The sequence below is a fragment of the Rhodococcus sp. NCIMB 12038 genome (assembly GCF_002165735.1).
In the GTDB taxonomy this organism is placed as follows: domain Bacteria; phylum Actinomycetota; class Actinomycetes; order Mycobacteriales; family Mycobacteriaceae; genus Rhodococcus_F.
Genome location: NZ_NHML01000005.1, coordinates 59,579 through 74,070, shown reverse-complemented (window position 1 = coordinate 74,070; position 14,492 = coordinate 59,579). Strand labels below are relative to the sequence as shown.

Below are 14,492 nucleotides of genomic sequence, written 5' to 3'. Positions count from 1 at the left end.
GAGGAGAGCCGACGTGGTGAACACGATGCCGTCCGCGGTCCAACTGGTCGCGGAACCCTTCACCCAGACCTCGACGGGCGAGGGCGTGCAGTTCTGGGTCCTCGCGACCGTGGCCGTGATCGGCGCGCTCGGAGTGGTCAGCGCGACGAAAGCCGTCTACTCGGCGATCTTCCTCGCCACGACCATGATCATCCTGGCCGTGTTCTACATCGCCCAGGGCGCGCTGTTCCTCGGCGTCGTGCAGATCGTGGTCTACACCGGCGCGGTCATGATGCTGTTCCTGTTCGTGCTCATGCTCATCGGCGTCGATTCCTCCGAATCCCTCGTCGAGAACCTGCGTGGTCAGCGGGTGGCCGCGATCGCGGCGGGGCTGGGATTCGGACTCCTGCTGATCGGCGGCATCGGAAGTGCGTCCGTCTCCGCGTTCACCGGTCTCGACGAGGCCAACGCGGCGGGCAACGTCCAGGGGCTGGCCGAACTCGTCTTCGTCCGGTACGTGTGGGCGTTCGAACTGACCGGCGCACTGCTGATCACCGCGACCATCGGTGCCATGGTGCTCGCCCACCGGGAACGCTTCGAGCGGCGCAAGGACCAGCGCGAGCTGTCCGAGGACCGGGTCCGTGAGGGTGCCCGGGTCACACCGCTGCCCAGTCCCGGGGTCTACGCGCGGCACAACGCCGTCGACATCCCGGCGTTGCTGCCCGACGGCACGTTCTCCGACCTGTCCGTCAGCCGGTCGCTCGACCGGCGGCCGAGCATGCCCGCCCGGGCGCTGGGCACCGCGGACGTCGCGGCCCCCGAACCCGCCGCGACCGAAGAGGGGGGTGGGCGATGAATCCGGAGAACTACCTCTACCTGTCGGCGCTGCTGTTCACGATCGGTGCCGCCGGGGTGCTGATCCGCCGCAACGCGATCATCGTGTTCATGTGCATCGAACTGATGCTCAACGCCTCGAACCTGGCGTTCGTGACGTTCGCCCGGATGCACGGCAACCTCGACGGTCAGGTGTTCGCGTTCTTCACGATGGTCGTCGCGGCCGCCGAGGTCGTCGTCGGTCTGGCGATCATCATGACCATCTTCCGTTCCCGCCGTTCGGCTTCCGTCGACGACGCCAACCTCCTCAAGAACTGACGGGTCCCCGATGACGCACATCCTCGAGAAGGTGACTTTGCCCGACGACACCCCGATCGGCGGTGCGGCATGAGCGGAACGCTCTGGCTGCTGCCGGTCCTGCCGCTCCTCGGCGCCGCCGTGCTCCTGCTGGCGGGCAGGCGCAGCGATGCGTGGGGTCATCTCCTCGGTTGCGCGACGGCGCTGGCCTCGTTCGCGCTCGGTCTCGCCTTCTTCGTCGACATGCTGGGCCGGGACGCCGCCGACCGGGTCGTGCACCAGGTCCTGTTCAGCTGGGTGCCGGTCGGCGAACTACAGGTGGACTTCGGTCTGCAACTCGACCAGCTGTCCGTGTGCTTCGTGCTGCTGATCACCGGTGTCGGCTCGCTGATCCACATCTACTCGGTCGGCTACATGGCCCACGACCCGGAGCGCAGGCGGTTCTTCGCCTACCTCAACCTGTTCCTCGCGGCGATGCTGCTGCTGGTGCTGGCCGACAACTTTCTGGGCCTGTACGTCGGGTGGGAGGGTGTCGGTCTCGCGTCGTACCTGCTCATCGGGTTCTGGCAGTACAAGCCGTCTGCGGCTGCCGCGGCGAAGAAGGCGTTCGTGGTCAACCGCGTCGGCGACATGGGGCTGATCCTCGCGATCATGATCATGTTCTCGACGTTCGGCTCGATCGAATTCGCCGACGTGTTCACGCGCGCCGACGCCGCGAGCGAGGGCGTGCTCACCGCGATCGGACTCGCGTTGCTGCTCGCGGCCTGCGGCAAATCGGCGCAGGTCCCGCTGCAGTCCTGGCTCGGCGACGCGATGGAGGGCCCGACACCGGTGTCCGCGCTCATCCACGCTGCGACCATGGTCACGGCGGGTGTGTATCTCATCGTCCGCTCCAACGCGATCTTCGACCTGGCACCGAACGCCCAACTCGGCGTCGTGATCGTCGGCGCGGTGACCCTGCTGTTCGGCGCGATCATCGGCTGCGCGAAGGACGACATCAAGAAGGCGCTGGCGGCGTCGACGATGAGCCAGATCGGGTACATGGTGCTGGCCGCCGGACTGGGACCGGCCGGGTACGCGTTCGCGATCATGCTGCTGCTCACCCACGGCTTCTTCAAGGCCGGCCTGTTCCTCGGCGCGGGCTCAGTGATGCACGGCATGAACGACGAGGTGAACATGCGCCGCTACGGCGGTCTGCGCACCGTCATGCCCATCACGTTCGTCACGTTCGGGCTGGGATACCTGGCCATCATCGGGATTCCGCCGTTCTCCGGCTTCTTCTCCAAGGACAAGATCATCGAAGCGGCGTTCGCCGCCGAGGGCGTGCAGGGCGTCGTCCTCGGAACGGTGACGCTGCTCGGTGCGGGACTCACCGCCTTCTACATGACCAGGGTGATGCTGATGACGTTCTTCGGACAACGGCGGTGGCAACCGAACACCGACCCCCACGAGTCGCCGGGGGTGATGACGGTGCCGATGATTCTGCTCGCGGTGGGTTCGGTCGCCGCGGGAGCGCTGCTCGCCGTCGGGTCCTCGCTGCAGCACTGGCTGGAACCGGTCGTCGGCGCCCATCACGGCGAGCCCGCGCTGCCCGTGTGGGCGATCACCGGACTCACCCTGGTGGTGGTGCTCGCCGGGGTCGCGGTGGCCTACCGGCAGTACGCCCGGCAGCCGATCCCCGACACCGCGCCGGTGGACGTCACCGCGCTCACCGTCGCCGCCCGGAGGGACCTGTACGGCGACGCGTTCAACGAGGCGGCGCTGATGCGTCCCGGGCAGGAGTTGACGCGAACGCTCGTGACCGTCGACGACCGGGGTGTCGACGGCGCCGTCAACGGGTTCGCCGCACTCGTCGGCGGAACGTCGATGCGGGTGCGGCGCCTGCAGACCGGGTTCGTCCGGTCGTACGCCCTGTTCATGTTCGCGGGTGCGGCGCTTCTGGTCGCCACAATGCTGGTGAGGCTGTGGTGAGCGGCTTCCCGTGGCTGACCGTCCTGTGGGTGCTGCCACTCGTCGGCGCCGGTGTGGTCCTGGCCCTGCCCGTCGACCGGCGCGCGCTCGCGAAGTCGGTCGCGGTCGGTGTGTCCGTGGTGGTCCTGTGCCTGGCGGTCGTGCTGGCGATCCGGTTCGACCCGACCGGTGAGCAGTACCAGTTCGTCGAATCCCACGCCTGGATCCCAGCATTCGGCACCCGGTACATCCTGGGTCTGGACGGCATCGCGCTCGTCCTGGTTCTCCTCACCGCGGTGCTGGTGCCGCTGCTGCTGCTGGCGGGGTGGAACGACGGCGACTCCGCTCCCGACTACGACCGGCGGCGGATGGCGCACACGTACGTGGCGCTGACGCTGATGGTCGAGGCGATGGTGATCGTCTCGTTCACCGCCCTCGACGTCCTGCTGTTCTACATCTTCTTCGAGGCCATGCTCATCCCCATGTACTTCCTGATCGGAGGATTCGGCGGGGCGGGGAGGTCGTATGCCGCGGTGAAGTTCCTGCTGTACAACCTGTTCGGCGGCCTGATCATGCTGGCGGCCGTCATCGGGCTGTACGTGGTGACGGCGCGCCAGGACGCGTTCGGCGGCGGCACCTTCGACTTCCGGGTGATCGTCGCCGAGGGGCTGGACGCCGACCCCGGCGTGCTGAAGGCATTGTTCCTCGGGTTCATGTTCGCGTTCGCGGTCAAGGCCCCGCTGTGGCCGTTCCACACGTGGCTGCCGGGCGCCGCGGTGGAAGCCACCCCGGCCAGCGCGGTGCTCATGATGGCCGTCGTCGACAAGGTCGGGACGTTCGGGATGCTGCGGTTCTGCCTGCAGATGTTCCCGGACGCGTCCGCGTACTTCGCACCGTTCGTCACGGTGCTGGCGGTGATCGGCATCATCTACGGTGCGGTGCTGGCCATCGGACAGACCGACGTGATGCGGCTGATCGCGTACACGTCGATCTCCCACTTCGGGTTCATCATCCTCGGTATCTTCGCGATGACGAGCCAGGGGCAGGCCGGATCGACGCTGTACATGGTCAACCACGGCATCTCGACCGCGGCGCTGTTCCTGATCGCAGGGTTCCTGGTGTCGCGGCGCGGCACCCGTCTCATCGCCGACTACGGCGGGGTGCAGAAGGTCGCTCCGGTGATGGCGGGCACGTTCCTCGTGGCGGGGCTGGCCACGCTGTCGCTGCCGGGCCTGGCGCCCTTCATCAGTGAGTTCCTCGTCCTGGTCGGGACGTTCTCGCGGTACCAGATCGCCGCCGTGGTCGCGACACTCGCGCTCGTCCTCGCCGCGGTCTACGTGCTGTGGCTCTACCAGCGGATGATGACGGGACCGCTGAAGGAGGGCAACGAGACGGTCCGCGATCTCGTGCGCCGTGAGATCGTGGTCGTGGCACCGCTGATCGCCCTGCTGCTCGTCCTCGGCGTCTACCCCAAGCCGGTACTGGACGTCATCACCCCCGCGGTGAGCCACGTCCTCGTCACCGTCGGTCAGCACGATCCTGCCCCCACCGTCGCCGGGCAGGATTCAGAGGGAGGCACACCCTGATGAGTACCTCCGAATTCGTCCTCGCCCAGTCCGCGTCATTGCCTGCGCCGAACATCGAATACGGCCAGCTGTCACCCATGCTGATCGTGTTCGGCGTGGCTGTCGCCGGTGTGCTCGTGGAGGCGTTCCTGCCCCGTCGCGGCCGCTACTCGAGCCATCTCGTTCTCGCGATCGGCGGACTCACTGCGGCATTCGTGGCCGTCGTCCTGCTCGCGGGAACCCGCGACTCGGTGGTCGGGGGAGCGGTGGCCGTCGACGGTCCGACGCTGTTCCTCCAGGGCACGATCCTGCTGATCTCGATCCCGGCGATCCTGATCATCGCCGAGCGGAGCGTCGACAGCGGGGTCGGCGCCGCGACCGCGGAGGTCACGGCCGTCCGCGGGGCGGAGCCGGAAGGCAGAACCGACGCGTTCACCCCTCAGGCGTACGCCGTCCCCGGCAGTGTCGCCGAACGGGAGGCCACCAGAAACGCCCCGGGACACACCGAGGTCTTCCCCCTCACCCTGTTCGCGGTCGGCGGGATGCTCCTGTTCCCGGCGTCCAACGACCTTCTCACCATGTTCGTGGCGCTGGAAGTGCTCTCGCTGCCGCTGTATCTGCTGTGCGGGCTGGCGCGGCGTCGCCGTCTCCTGTCGCAGGAAGCCGCGATGAAATACTTTCTGCTCGGGGCGTTCTCGTCGGCGTTCTTCCTGTTCGGGGTGGCGTTGCTGTACGGCTACGCGGGCACCGTCGCGTTGCCGGGGATCGGCGACGCACTCGCCCGGGGCGCCGAGGACCGGACGCTGGCGCTGATCGGCACCGCGCTCCTGTCGGTGGGTCTGCTGTTCAAGATCGGCGCGGTCCCGTTCCACTCCTGGATCCCCGACGTCTACCAGGGTGCCCCGACGCCGATCACCGCGTTCATGGCGGCGGCCACCAAGGTCGCGGCGGTCGGGGCGATGCTGCGCATCTTCTACGTGGCGCTGCCCGACCTCCGCGCGGACTGGCGGCCGGTGATGTGGGGCGTCGCCATCCTCACCATGGTGGTCGGTGCCGTCATGGCGGTCACGCAGAACGACGTCAAGCGGATGCTCGCGTACTCCTCGGTCGCGCACGCCGGATTCATCCTCACCGGTCTGATCGCGGCCAACCGGGCGGGTCTGTCGTCCACCATGTTCTATCTGCTGGCCTACGGCTTCAGCACGCTCGGCGCGTTCGCCGTCGTCACCCTCGTGCGGGACAGCCGGGGCGAGGCGACGGACCTGTCCCGCTGGGCGGGGCTGGGGCGGCGTTCGCCTCTGGTGGGCGGGGTCTTCGCCTTGTTCCTGCTCGCGTTCGCCGGAATCCCCTTGACGAGTGGGTTCGTCAGCAAGTTCGCGGTCTTCCAGGCCGCCATCGAGGGCGGTGCCGTTCCCCTCGTCCTCGTCGGCGTCGTCAGCAGTGCAATCGCGGCGTTCTTCTACGTCCGGGTGATCGTCCTCATGTTCTTCTCGGAACCGCAGAGCGACGCCCCGACGATCGTGGTACCCAGCATGTTCACCGCCGCGGCCATCGCGGTGGGAGTGGTGGTGACGGTGGTGCTCGGAATCCTGCCGCAGGGGGCGCTGGAACTGGCGGACCAGGCCGCGGTGTTCTTCCGCTGACCCGGCGGTGCCGGCGGGTCGCGAGTGTCCGATGTGACGGATGTAGTCCAAGTGGCTGGCGGGACCCGTGTGAGTGTGGTGGAATGCAAGCCGGACAACATACCGACTGAGCGAGAGTGAATGTCGGAGACACGCCGGAGCGCGACCGATCGGATACGGGGGCAACAGTGGAATTTTCTCGGAGAGACCTGTTCCGGTACGCGGCAGCGGGATCCGCCGTGGCCGGGATCGCGGCGCTCACATCCACCACGTCCTCGGTCGCCGTCGCGAAGGCGGACAGCCTCGGCATCCTGATCGACTACGCGGGCGGCGTGCCTTCGGCGGACGCCATCCTCGAGGCCGGATACGACGGCGCCATCCGCTACGTGTCGGATCGCCGTCCCGGCGCTGAATGGATGGAAGGCAAGCCGATGCTCGCCGACGAGGCGCAGGCGCTGCTCGACGCCGGACTGTCCGTCGTTTCGTGCTATCAGTTCGGCAAGGGGCCGACCGCCGACTGGCGCGGCGGGCTCGAGGCGGGCAAGCGGCACGCGGAGCGTGGACTCGAATTGCACCTCGCCGCAGGCGGTCCCGAGGATCGTCCCATCTACGCGTCCATCGACGACAATCCCTCGCCCGCCGATTTCCTCACCATGATCGCCCCGTATCTCGCCGGGTGGGAGTCGGTGGTCGGCAACGGGAACACCGGCATCTACGCCAACTCCAAGACGCTGGATCTGGCGGTCCTCGCCGGGCTCGGGTCGTGGTACTGGCAGCACGACTGGGGCACACCCGAGGGGTACGTCCACCCGTCGGCGCACCTGCATCAGTACGAGATCGACGCGAGCAACGTCGACGGGGTGGGCATCGATCTCAACGACATTCTCAAGCCCGACTACGGGCAGTGGTGACCCGGTCAGGCCGCCGGTCGATCACCCATCTTCGAGAGCCACTCCCGCGCGTCCTCGGGTAGGTTGCCCGCGGCTTCCGCTGCGCGGCACCACTTCTTGGCGGTGGCGAGAAAGTTCATCGGGTTGTACGCGTCCTCTTCGCGCGACCACAGGTTGTCGCCGGCGTAGTGGAGGATCGTGATATTGGCCGCGGCGTGCCGTGAGCCGTCGCCGGGATCTTCCATGGGGTTGTCGATTTCGCAGATCACCCATCCCCGGTCCTCGTCGATCACGAACCAGTTCGCCGGGAACTCGGTCATCCGGCTTCCGGGGAAGGCGGACATGGTGCGCGTGACCCAGGCGCGGATGGCCTCACGTCCGTCGAAGTGCCCGAACGCGTGCTCGACGTATGTGGCGTCCTCCGTGAAGAGGTCGGCGAATCCGTCCCAGTCTCCGAGTTCGACGCAGCGGCCGACGGTTCGCTGGTAGTGCGCGAACGCGTCTTCGAGTTCGGCGCGACTCCACGGCATGGTGCGTCCCCTTCTCTCGTCCGGCACCGCGTCTGCGTGCCTCGAAGAATGAGAACACGTTTCAGTTCTGTTGTGGGGCGTTTTCCGGTGGATGGGATCGTTGAAACGCCACCCGAGTCAACTCCGATTACCTGTTGTCACTCGTTTCACTCTCGAACCCGGAGGTTCTGCCATGGATCTGCTGATCAATTTCGTGTACACCGTCGCGTCGGTTCTCTACACCGCGCTATTCGTCAACGGATCCTGAGTCGCGTTCGCGGTGCCGAAATGTGCACGCTACACATGATGTGTATGGTGCACAATGATGCCCCGGTCAAGATAACCGTGCCTCGGGCAGAATGACGGTAACTCTGGGAGGTGTCGGTGTCCGATCGCGACGAGGTGGCGGCTGATGTCGAGAACGAATTGACATTGCTGTCGCGCTATCACGCCCACGCGCAGCGGGCGGGATTCCAACTCGACCGTTCCGCCTACCTGCTCCTCGGACGCCTGGAACTCGAACATCCGCTCAGTCTGAAACAACTCGCCGAGGCGTTCCGGCTCGACATCTCGACCATCAACCGGCAGATCGGCGCCTTGCTGAAGCGTGGACTCGTCGAGCGTGTTCCCGACCCGGACGGCGGAATGGCCCGCAAGGTCGAGGCCACTGCGCGGGGGCTCGAGCAGCTTCACGCGGACCGGGCGCTGGGCAGGAACGGTGTCGAACGCATCATCGCCGAGTGGAGCGACCACGACCGCGGTGAGTTGCGCCGCCTGCTGACCAAGTTCAATGGCGAGATCGAGAAGTACGACGGCAACTCCTGGCCGCGCGCCGGCCGGACGACCTGACCGGACGCCGTCAGGACTGGACGTGTGCGGTCGCGTCCCGTGTGAGGTCCGGTTCGTCGGCGATGACCGTGAGATGAGGGTGCTCGGGCGGACTGTCGTGCCAGCCCTTCCATGAAAGCAGAGACCACCGCGACAGCCCCGACAGCGCAGATCCGAGGCTGGCGAACGAAGCGGTGCTCAGTGCCGAGCCGAACGACCCGACGGACCCGATCGACAGCACCGAGCCGACACTCCCGATCGACAGGACGGAGTAGGCGGAACCGATCGAGAGGATCGACCCTTCCGAACGGATCGACAGGATGGACCGCCGGGCGTGTCGCGATCGCAGTGAGTGGTCCGGGGTGTGGTGCGTCGAGTGCATTCCTCGGTCTACCACGGTGGGGCCGTCGGCAAACAGTGAAGCGGTGCAGACATGAGCGAGGGGCCCTCCGGAAGATCCGGAGGGCCCCGCGCTCGTCAGGTGTGAAGGGTTACGCGACCTGGAACATGCCGACGGTGGGGAGGAAGCTGCACGTGATCGGTGCCGCGCCTTCCTTCTGGGTCGTCAGTCCGCCCGACACGACCGCGAGGACGCGGCCCGGGCCGGTGTCCGCGATCGCCGACAGGGTTGCCGGTCCGTCGGGGTTGATCTTGGCCTCGTTGGTGAGGTTCTGGGTGGCGCGCCGCTGGTTGTCCAGGTTGATCCACGTCACGGTCAGCGGATTGGGCTGTTCGGCGGCAACGGAACTGGTTCCGAGGGCGGTGAACACGAACCCGGCCTGACCTGCCTTGGGGCCGGGCGGGGGCAGCTGGGCCGGGCCGGGGACCGCGAGGGCGGTGCCGACGGAATCGGCGCCCTCGCCGATGCAGCCCCTGCCGATGGTCGGGTAGAGGAACTGCGCGATGACGGGCGCGTTCTCCTGCGGGATCTCGGGACCGCCACCGCCGCTGCCGTCGAGGAATGTGATGACGCGCTCGAGGGTGGACTTGAGTTCCGGCGGGATGCCGGGGGACTCGAGGAGGTTGCGGGCCTGGTCCAGAATCGCGTCCTGGGGTCCTGCGGCGATGTCTTCGGTACCAGCGGCTGCGCCGATGATGGCGGGTGCGAACGACGCGAGCATCTCCACGGGGATGCCTTCGGGTACGGGCGGCGGCGTCGGCTGCGCGATCGCCTGGGCCGGCACTGCCATAGCGGCTGCTGCGGCAACGGCGAGAGCAGTTACTGCTCTGCGCATACCTCGGGTTCGAAGCACAGTCTCCCCATCCTTAGTCATAACAGCGTGGACGACAAAACAATCCACGTCTGACGGCTCGGGGGGTCACTCTATGTACAGCGCCCCCGGGTTGTACAGCTCACGAGTTCGTTCATCGGTAGCTGCGGCACCCCGGTGGGAGTGTATGGCATACAGACCCCGACGGTGGTCCTCCGGTGACGATAGCTTGTGGCACGTGTGGTTCGTGTGATTGGTGATGCAACTGTTACGCGCGGCTACGGACACCTCGGAAGCCGCGGGCGGCGCCGTCTACGCTGTGCGGGACCGTTTCGGGATCGGCTGAGACATCTACACCTCACGGGAGAGCGCCACACTGTGTCCGACCATGCAGCGTCCGACGGCGGAGCAGCCTCCGACGACCCGACTTCCGAGCGTTCACCCACGTCCACCCGGGGAACATCCGCCCTGCACACCCTGTTGCGATGCGCGCCTGTTCTTCTCGTGCTGTCGGTGCTCGGGCGGATGGCGTGGACGCTGTTGAGCCCCAACGGGATGAACCTCGTCGACCTGCACGTCTACGTCGACGGTTCCGAGGCGCTTCACGGTGGCAGTCTCTACGACTTCACCTATTCGGAAGTGACACCGGACTTTCCGCTGCCGTTCACCTATCCGCCGTTCGCGGCGCTCGTCTTCTTTCCCCTGCACTACCTGCCGTTCCCGCTGGTCGGGGTCGGCTGGCAACTGCTCACCATCCTCGCCTTGTACGCGCTGGCGCGGATGAGCCTGGGGCTCGTGCTCGGCGACGCCGCGCGCAGCCCGCACTGGCGTGCGGTCGCGGTCCTGTGGACCACGGTCGGGGTGTGGGTGGAACCGGTGCGCACCACGCTGGACTACGGCCAGATCAACGTCTTCCTGGCACTGCTCGTGATGACCGCGGTCCGCAGTTCCCGGTGGTGGCTGTCCGGTGCGCTCGTCGGATTCGCCGCCGGGATCAAACTGACCCCGGCGATCACCGGCCTCTATTTCCTGATGCAACGCCGCTGGAAGGCCGCCGTGTTCTCCGGGGTCGCGTTCGCCGCGACCGTCGGAGTCAGTTACCTGCTGATCGGCTCGGAGGCGCGGGAGTACTTCACCCACCTGCTCGGTGACGCCGATCGCATCGGGCCGGTCGGCTCGGTCTGGAATCAGTCGCTGCGCGGCGCGTTGTCGCGGCTGCTCGGATACGACGTCGAGACGGGCGTCCTCTGGCTGCTGGCGGTGGCGGTCACCGTCGTCCTCGCCGGCCTGGCCTGGCGGGCGATCGCCCGGGACGACCGGCTCGGCACCCTCGTTCTCGTCGAGTTGCTGGGGTTGCTCGTCTCGCCGATCTCGTGGTCGCACCACTGGGTGTGGGTGATCCCGATGTTGATCTGGTTGCTGCACGGCCCCTACGGGTCGATGCTGGGCACCCGGATCCTCGCCGGGTACTGGCTCGTCACCACCCTCATCGGCGTGCCCTGGGTGCTCAGCTTCTTCCAGGACTCGATCTGGTTGATCTCCCGGCCCGCGGTACTCGCGTGGCTGGGCACCGTCGACGTCGTCGGCGCCTTCGGTGTCTACGCATGGGTGGCCTACGCCGGGCGCCGCACGAAGCGTGCCGCCGCGGCCGCCGGCGAGATCAGCCCGCCAGTGAGTCGATCTGCGCAGCAAGATCCAGATCCAGCTGCGTGAGCCCGCCCGCGGAATGCGTCGACAGTGTGTAGGTGACCTTGCGCCACCTGATGTCGATGTCCGGATGGTGGTTCGCGGCCTCCGCCGCCTCCGCGACCTTCCGGACCAGCTCCACCGCTTCGGGGAAACTCGGCGACTCCACGGTGCGGACGAGGGAATCACCCGCCCGCTGCCACCCGGGCAGTCCTGCGAGCGCGGTGTCGATCTCTCCGTCTGACAGCAACTCGGCCATACCTCATGATGGTGCCGTGCCCGAGGAACGTGCAAGACCTGTCGAGAACACCGGTGAGGTGGTGGCGGCCGCGATCATCGTCGACGGCCGGCTGTTGCTGGCGCAGCGGACGCGGCCCCCGGAACTCGCCGGACTGTGGGAGCTGCCCGGCGGCAAGGCGGAGGCGGGGGAGAGCGCCGAGGACGCGCTGCGCCGCGAACTGCGGGAGGAACTCGGCGTCGAGGTGTCCGGCGGCGACCGGATCGGTGACGACGTGCCGCTGCCCGACGGCCGGGTGCTGCGCGCGTACCGCGTCGAACTGGTGTCGGGAACCCCCGCCGCGCTCGACCACGCGGAACTGCGCTGGGTGGACGGACGGGAACTGGGCGAGATCGACCTCGTCGGCAACGACCGCGGATGGGTGCCGGACCTGCGGCTGCACCTGAACGGGCGGGCCTGACCTCAGGCCGCGCGGGCCTTCTTGAGCCCCTTCTTCAGTTCCTTCTTGGACGCGCCCTCGTCCTCGAGCTTCTTCATGCGCATGATCACGACCGGGCACTTGATGCACCGCGTCTTGCTGCGGCAGCATTTCTTCTTCGGCTTGAGGCCCGAGACCTTGCCGGCCTTCACCTTGCCCATACTCGGCTCGGCCTTCCTACTCCGGTGAACGCCGGTATCCGCCGGCTCCGCTCAGGTTAGCGTCCCCTCAGCTTTCGGCCTCACCGCACACGCGAGACGGGCCGAATTCGACGTGGCGCAGATCACTTTACGCTGGTCGGGCATGCCCCGCGAAGCCGGCGATGCGCGAAGTAGCCGTTCGGGCGGGTAGTATTCACGTGGCCGCGATGCCTGTACTGGGCGATTTACCATCGCCTCGACGAGGATTCTGAATCGAGATGACAAGGCGGCCGCCAGAAAGCCGTGCGAGGGAACTTTCGCGTGGCCGAATCAACTCAGCCAGGAGAGCCACCGCGTGACCATCACCAGCTTCCGTAACGTTGCCATCGTCGCACACGTCGACCACGGCAAGACCACTCTCGTCGACGCCATGTTGCGTCAGTCGGGGGCATTCGAGGAGCGCGCCGAACTGGTCGATCGCGTGATGGACTCCGGCGACCTCGAACGCGAGAAGGGCATCACCATCCTCGCGAAGAACACCGCCGTCCACAAGCACCACGCCGACGGCAGTGTCACGGTCATCAACGTCATCGACACCCCCGGTCACGCCGACTTCGGCGGCGAGGTCGAGCGCGGCCTGTCCATGGTCGACGGTGTCGTCCTGCTCGTCGACGCCTCCGAGGGCCCGCTGCCGCAGACCCGCTTCGTGCTGCGCAAGGCGCTCGCCGCGTCGCTGCCCGTCATCCTGGTCGTCAACAAGACCGACCGCCCCGACGCCCGCATCGAAGAGGTCGTCTCCGAGAGCCACGACCTGCTGCTCGACCTGGCCTCCGACCTCGACGACGAGGCCGCTGAAGCCGCCGAGCTCGCCCTCGACCTTCCCGTTCTGTACGCGTCCGGCCGTGAGGGCAAGGCGTCCAAGGTTCAGCCCGAGAACGGCCACGCGCCGGACGCCGAGAACCTCGACGCCCTGTTCGAGGTCCTCCTAAACTACGTGCCCGCACCCAAGGGCAACGTCGACGCGCCGCTGCAGGCTCACGTCACCAACCTCGACGCGTCCGCGTTCCTCGGCCGCCTCGCGCTGGTCCGCATCCACAACGGCGAGCTGACCAAGGGCCAGACCGTCTCCTGGTGCCGCGAGGTCGACGGCGAGCCCGTCGTCACCAAGGCCAAGATCACCGAACTGCTCGCCACCGTCGGCGTCGAGCGTCAGCCCGCCGAGAAGGCCGTCGCCGGTGACATCGTCGCGGTCGCCGGTTTCGCCGACATCATGATCGGCGACACCCTCGCCGACCTGGAGAACCCGGTGCCGCTGCCGCGGATCACGGTCGACCAGCCCGCCATCTCGGTGACCATCGGCACCAACACCTCGCCGCTCGTCGGCCGGGTCAGCGGACACAAGCTGACGGCCCGCATGGTGAAGTCGCGCCTCGACCAGGAGCTGGTCGGCAACGTCTCGCTCAAGGTCCTCGACATCGGTCGACCCGACGCCTGGGAGGTCCAGGGCCGTGGTGAGCTCGCGCTCGCCATCCTCGTCGAGCAGATGCGCCGCGAAGGCTTCGAACTGACCGTCGGCAAGCCGCAGGTGGTCACCCGTCAGGTCGACGGCAAGGTGCACGAGCCCTTCGAGGAGCTCACCATCGACAGTCCCGAGGAATACCTCGGTGCCATCACCCAGCTCCTCGCCAACCGCAAGGGCAAGATGGTGCAGATGGCCAACCACGGCGCGGGCTGGGTCCGGATGGAGTTCATCGTCCCGTCGCGCGGCCTGATCGGGTTCCGCACCGACTTCCTCACCGAGACCCGCGGCACCGGCATCGCGAACGCCGTCTTCCACGGCTACGCACCGTGGGCCGGCGAGATCCGTGCCCGCCACACCGGCTCGCTCGTCTCGGACCGCACCGGTTCGGTCACCCCGTTCGCGATGATCCAGCTCGCCGACCGCGGAACGTTCTTCGTCGAGCCCGGCGCCGACACCTACGAGGGCATGGTCGTGGGCATCAACCCGCGCCAGGAGGACCTCGACATCAACGTCACCCGCGAGAAGAAGCTGACCAACATGCGTCAGTCCTCCGCCGACGTGATGGAGACCCTCGCCAAGCCGATCAAGCTGGAGCTCGAAGGCGCGATGGAGTTCTGCGCCGGCGACGAGTGCGTAGAGGTCACCCCGGAGGTCGTGCGGGTGCGCAAGGTGCACCTGTCGGCCACCGACCGTGCCCGTGAGCGTTCGCGTTCCAAGGCCCGCGACAAGGCGGCCCTGTAGTC

15 protein-coding genes are annotated in these 14,492 nt (G+C 67.4%); 10 read left to right on the top strand and 5 right to left on the bottom strand.

Annotation, left to right across the window (positions count from 1 at the left end; genetic code table 11):
* Positions 1-25: 25 nt before the first annotated feature.
* The 6 genes from CA951_RS08635 to CA951_RS08610 all read left to right on the top strand — a co-directional run bounded on the left by CA951_RS08635 (position 26) and on the right by CA951_RS08610 (position 7,158).
* Positions 26-835: an NADH-quinone oxidoreductase subunit J gene (locus CA951_RS08635; protein WP_087556746.1), complete on the top strand. Its 810-nt coding sequence runs from the start codon at positions 26-28 to the stop codon at positions 833-835.
* A complete protein-coding gene (gene nuoK, locus CA951_RS08630) occupies positions 832-1,131 on the top strand; it encodes an NADH-quinone oxidoreductase subunit NuoK (protein ID WP_005239116.1) in 300 nt (99 codons plus the stop codon). Before CA951_RS08635 ends, nuoK begins: the two co-directional genes overlap by 4 nt.
* A gap of 69 nt (positions 1,132-1,200) precedes the next feature.
* Positions 1,201-3,081, top strand: coding sequence for an NADH-quinone oxidoreductase subunit L (gene nuoL / locus CA951_RS08625; protein ID WP_087556464.1), 1,881 nt, complete (start codon positions 1,201-1,203; stop codon positions 3,079-3,081).
* Positions 3,078-4,646 carry an NADH-quinone oxidoreductase subunit M gene (locus CA951_RS08620; protein WP_179220151.1) on the top strand — a complete coding sequence of 523 codons (1,569 nt, stop codon included), beginning with the start codon at positions 3,078-3,080 and terminating at the stop codon, positions 4,644-4,646. Before nuoL ends, CA951_RS08620 begins: the two co-directional genes overlap by 4 nt.
* The gene (gene nuoN, locus CA951_RS08615) at positions 4,646-6,268 is read left to right on the top strand and encodes an NADH-quinone oxidoreductase subunit NuoN (RefSeq protein ID WP_087556462.1); all 1,623 of its coding nucleotides are present in this window, start codon (positions 4,646-4,648) and stop codon (positions 6,266-6,268) included. Before CA951_RS08620 ends, nuoN begins: the two co-directional genes overlap by 1 nt.
* Before the next feature lie 167 nt (positions 6,269-6,435).
* The gene (locus tag CA951_RS08610) at positions 6,436-7,158 is read left to right on the top strand and encodes a DUF1906 domain-containing protein (RefSeq protein ID WP_087556461.1); all 723 of its coding nucleotides are present in this window, start codon (positions 6,436-6,438) and stop codon (positions 7,156-7,158) included.
* A gap of 5 nt (positions 7,159-7,163) precedes the next feature.
* Here CA951_RS08610 and CA951_RS08605 read toward each other — a convergent pair whose 3' ends face one another.
* A complete protein-coding gene (locus CA951_RS08605; RefSeq protein ID WP_087556460.1) occupies positions 7,164-7,667 on the bottom strand; it encodes a nuclear transport factor 2 family protein in 504 nt (167 codons plus the stop codon).
* Between the two features lie 357 nt (positions 7,668-8,024).
* Between CA951_RS08605 and CA951_RS08600 the strand changes: the two genes are divergently transcribed.
* A complete protein-coding gene (locus tag CA951_RS08600) occupies positions 8,025-8,495 on the top strand; it encodes a MarR family winged helix-turn-helix transcriptional regulator (protein WP_087556459.1) in 471 nt (156 codons plus the stop codon).
* 10 nt (positions 8,496-8,505) lie between these two features.
* Here CA951_RS08600 and CA951_RS08595 read toward each other — a convergent pair whose 3' ends face one another.
* On the bottom strand, positions 8,506-8,856 hold the full coding sequence (locus CA951_RS08595; RefSeq protein ID WP_087556458.1) for a hypothetical protein: 351 nt from the start codon (positions 8,854-8,856) through the stop codon (positions 8,506-8,508).
* Between the two features lie 109 nt (positions 8,857-8,965).
* Positions 8,966-9,748, bottom strand: coding sequence for a hypothetical protein (locus CA951_RS08590; protein WP_179220150.1), 783 nt, complete (start codon positions 9,746-9,748; stop codon positions 8,966-8,968).
* A 315-nt stretch (positions 9,749-10,063) separates the two neighbouring features.
* Here CA951_RS08590 and CA951_RS08585 point away from each other — a divergent pair, with 315 nt between their 5' ends.
* Positions 10,064-11,398 carry a mannosyltransferase gene (locus CA951_RS08585; RefSeq protein WP_087556456.1) on the top strand — a complete coding sequence of 445 codons (1,335 nt, stop codon included), beginning with the start codon at positions 10,064-10,066 and terminating at the stop codon, positions 11,396-11,398.
* Here CA951_RS08585 and CA951_RS08580 read toward each other — a convergent pair.
* Positions 11,346-11,630 carry a 4a-hydroxytetrahydrobiopterin dehydratase gene (locus tag CA951_RS08580; protein ID WP_015889728.1) on the bottom strand — a complete coding sequence of 95 codons (285 nt, stop codon included), beginning with the start codon at positions 11,628-11,630 and terminating at the stop codon, positions 11,346-11,348. The genes CA951_RS08585 and CA951_RS08580 overlap by 53 nt on opposite strands.
* Positions 11,631-11,688: 58 nt before the next feature.
* On the opposite strand from CA951_RS08580, the gene CA951_RS08575 reads away from it, so the two are divergent.
* Positions 11,689-12,069, top strand: coding sequence for a (deoxy)nucleoside triphosphate pyrophosphohydrolase (locus tag CA951_RS08575; protein ID WP_087556455.1), 381 nt, complete (start codon positions 11,689-11,691; stop codon positions 12,067-12,069).
* 2 nt (positions 12,070-12,071) lie between these two features.
* Here the strand turns inward: CA951_RS08575 and CA951_RS43360 are convergent, their stop codons facing one another.
* Positions 12,072-12,248, bottom strand: a complete 177-nt coding sequence (locus CA951_RS43360; RefSeq protein ID WP_087556454.1) for a hypothetical protein — start codon at positions 12,246-12,248, stop codon at positions 12,072-12,074.
* Between the two features lie 334 nt (positions 12,249-12,582).
* Here CA951_RS43360 and typA point away from each other — a divergent pair, with 334 nt between their 5' ends.
* A complete protein-coding gene (typA, locus tag CA951_RS08565; protein WP_087556453.1) occupies positions 12,583-14,490 on the top strand; it encodes a translational GTPase TypA in 1,908 nt (635 codons plus the stop codon).
* Positions 14,491-14,492 lie beyond the last annotated feature (2 nt).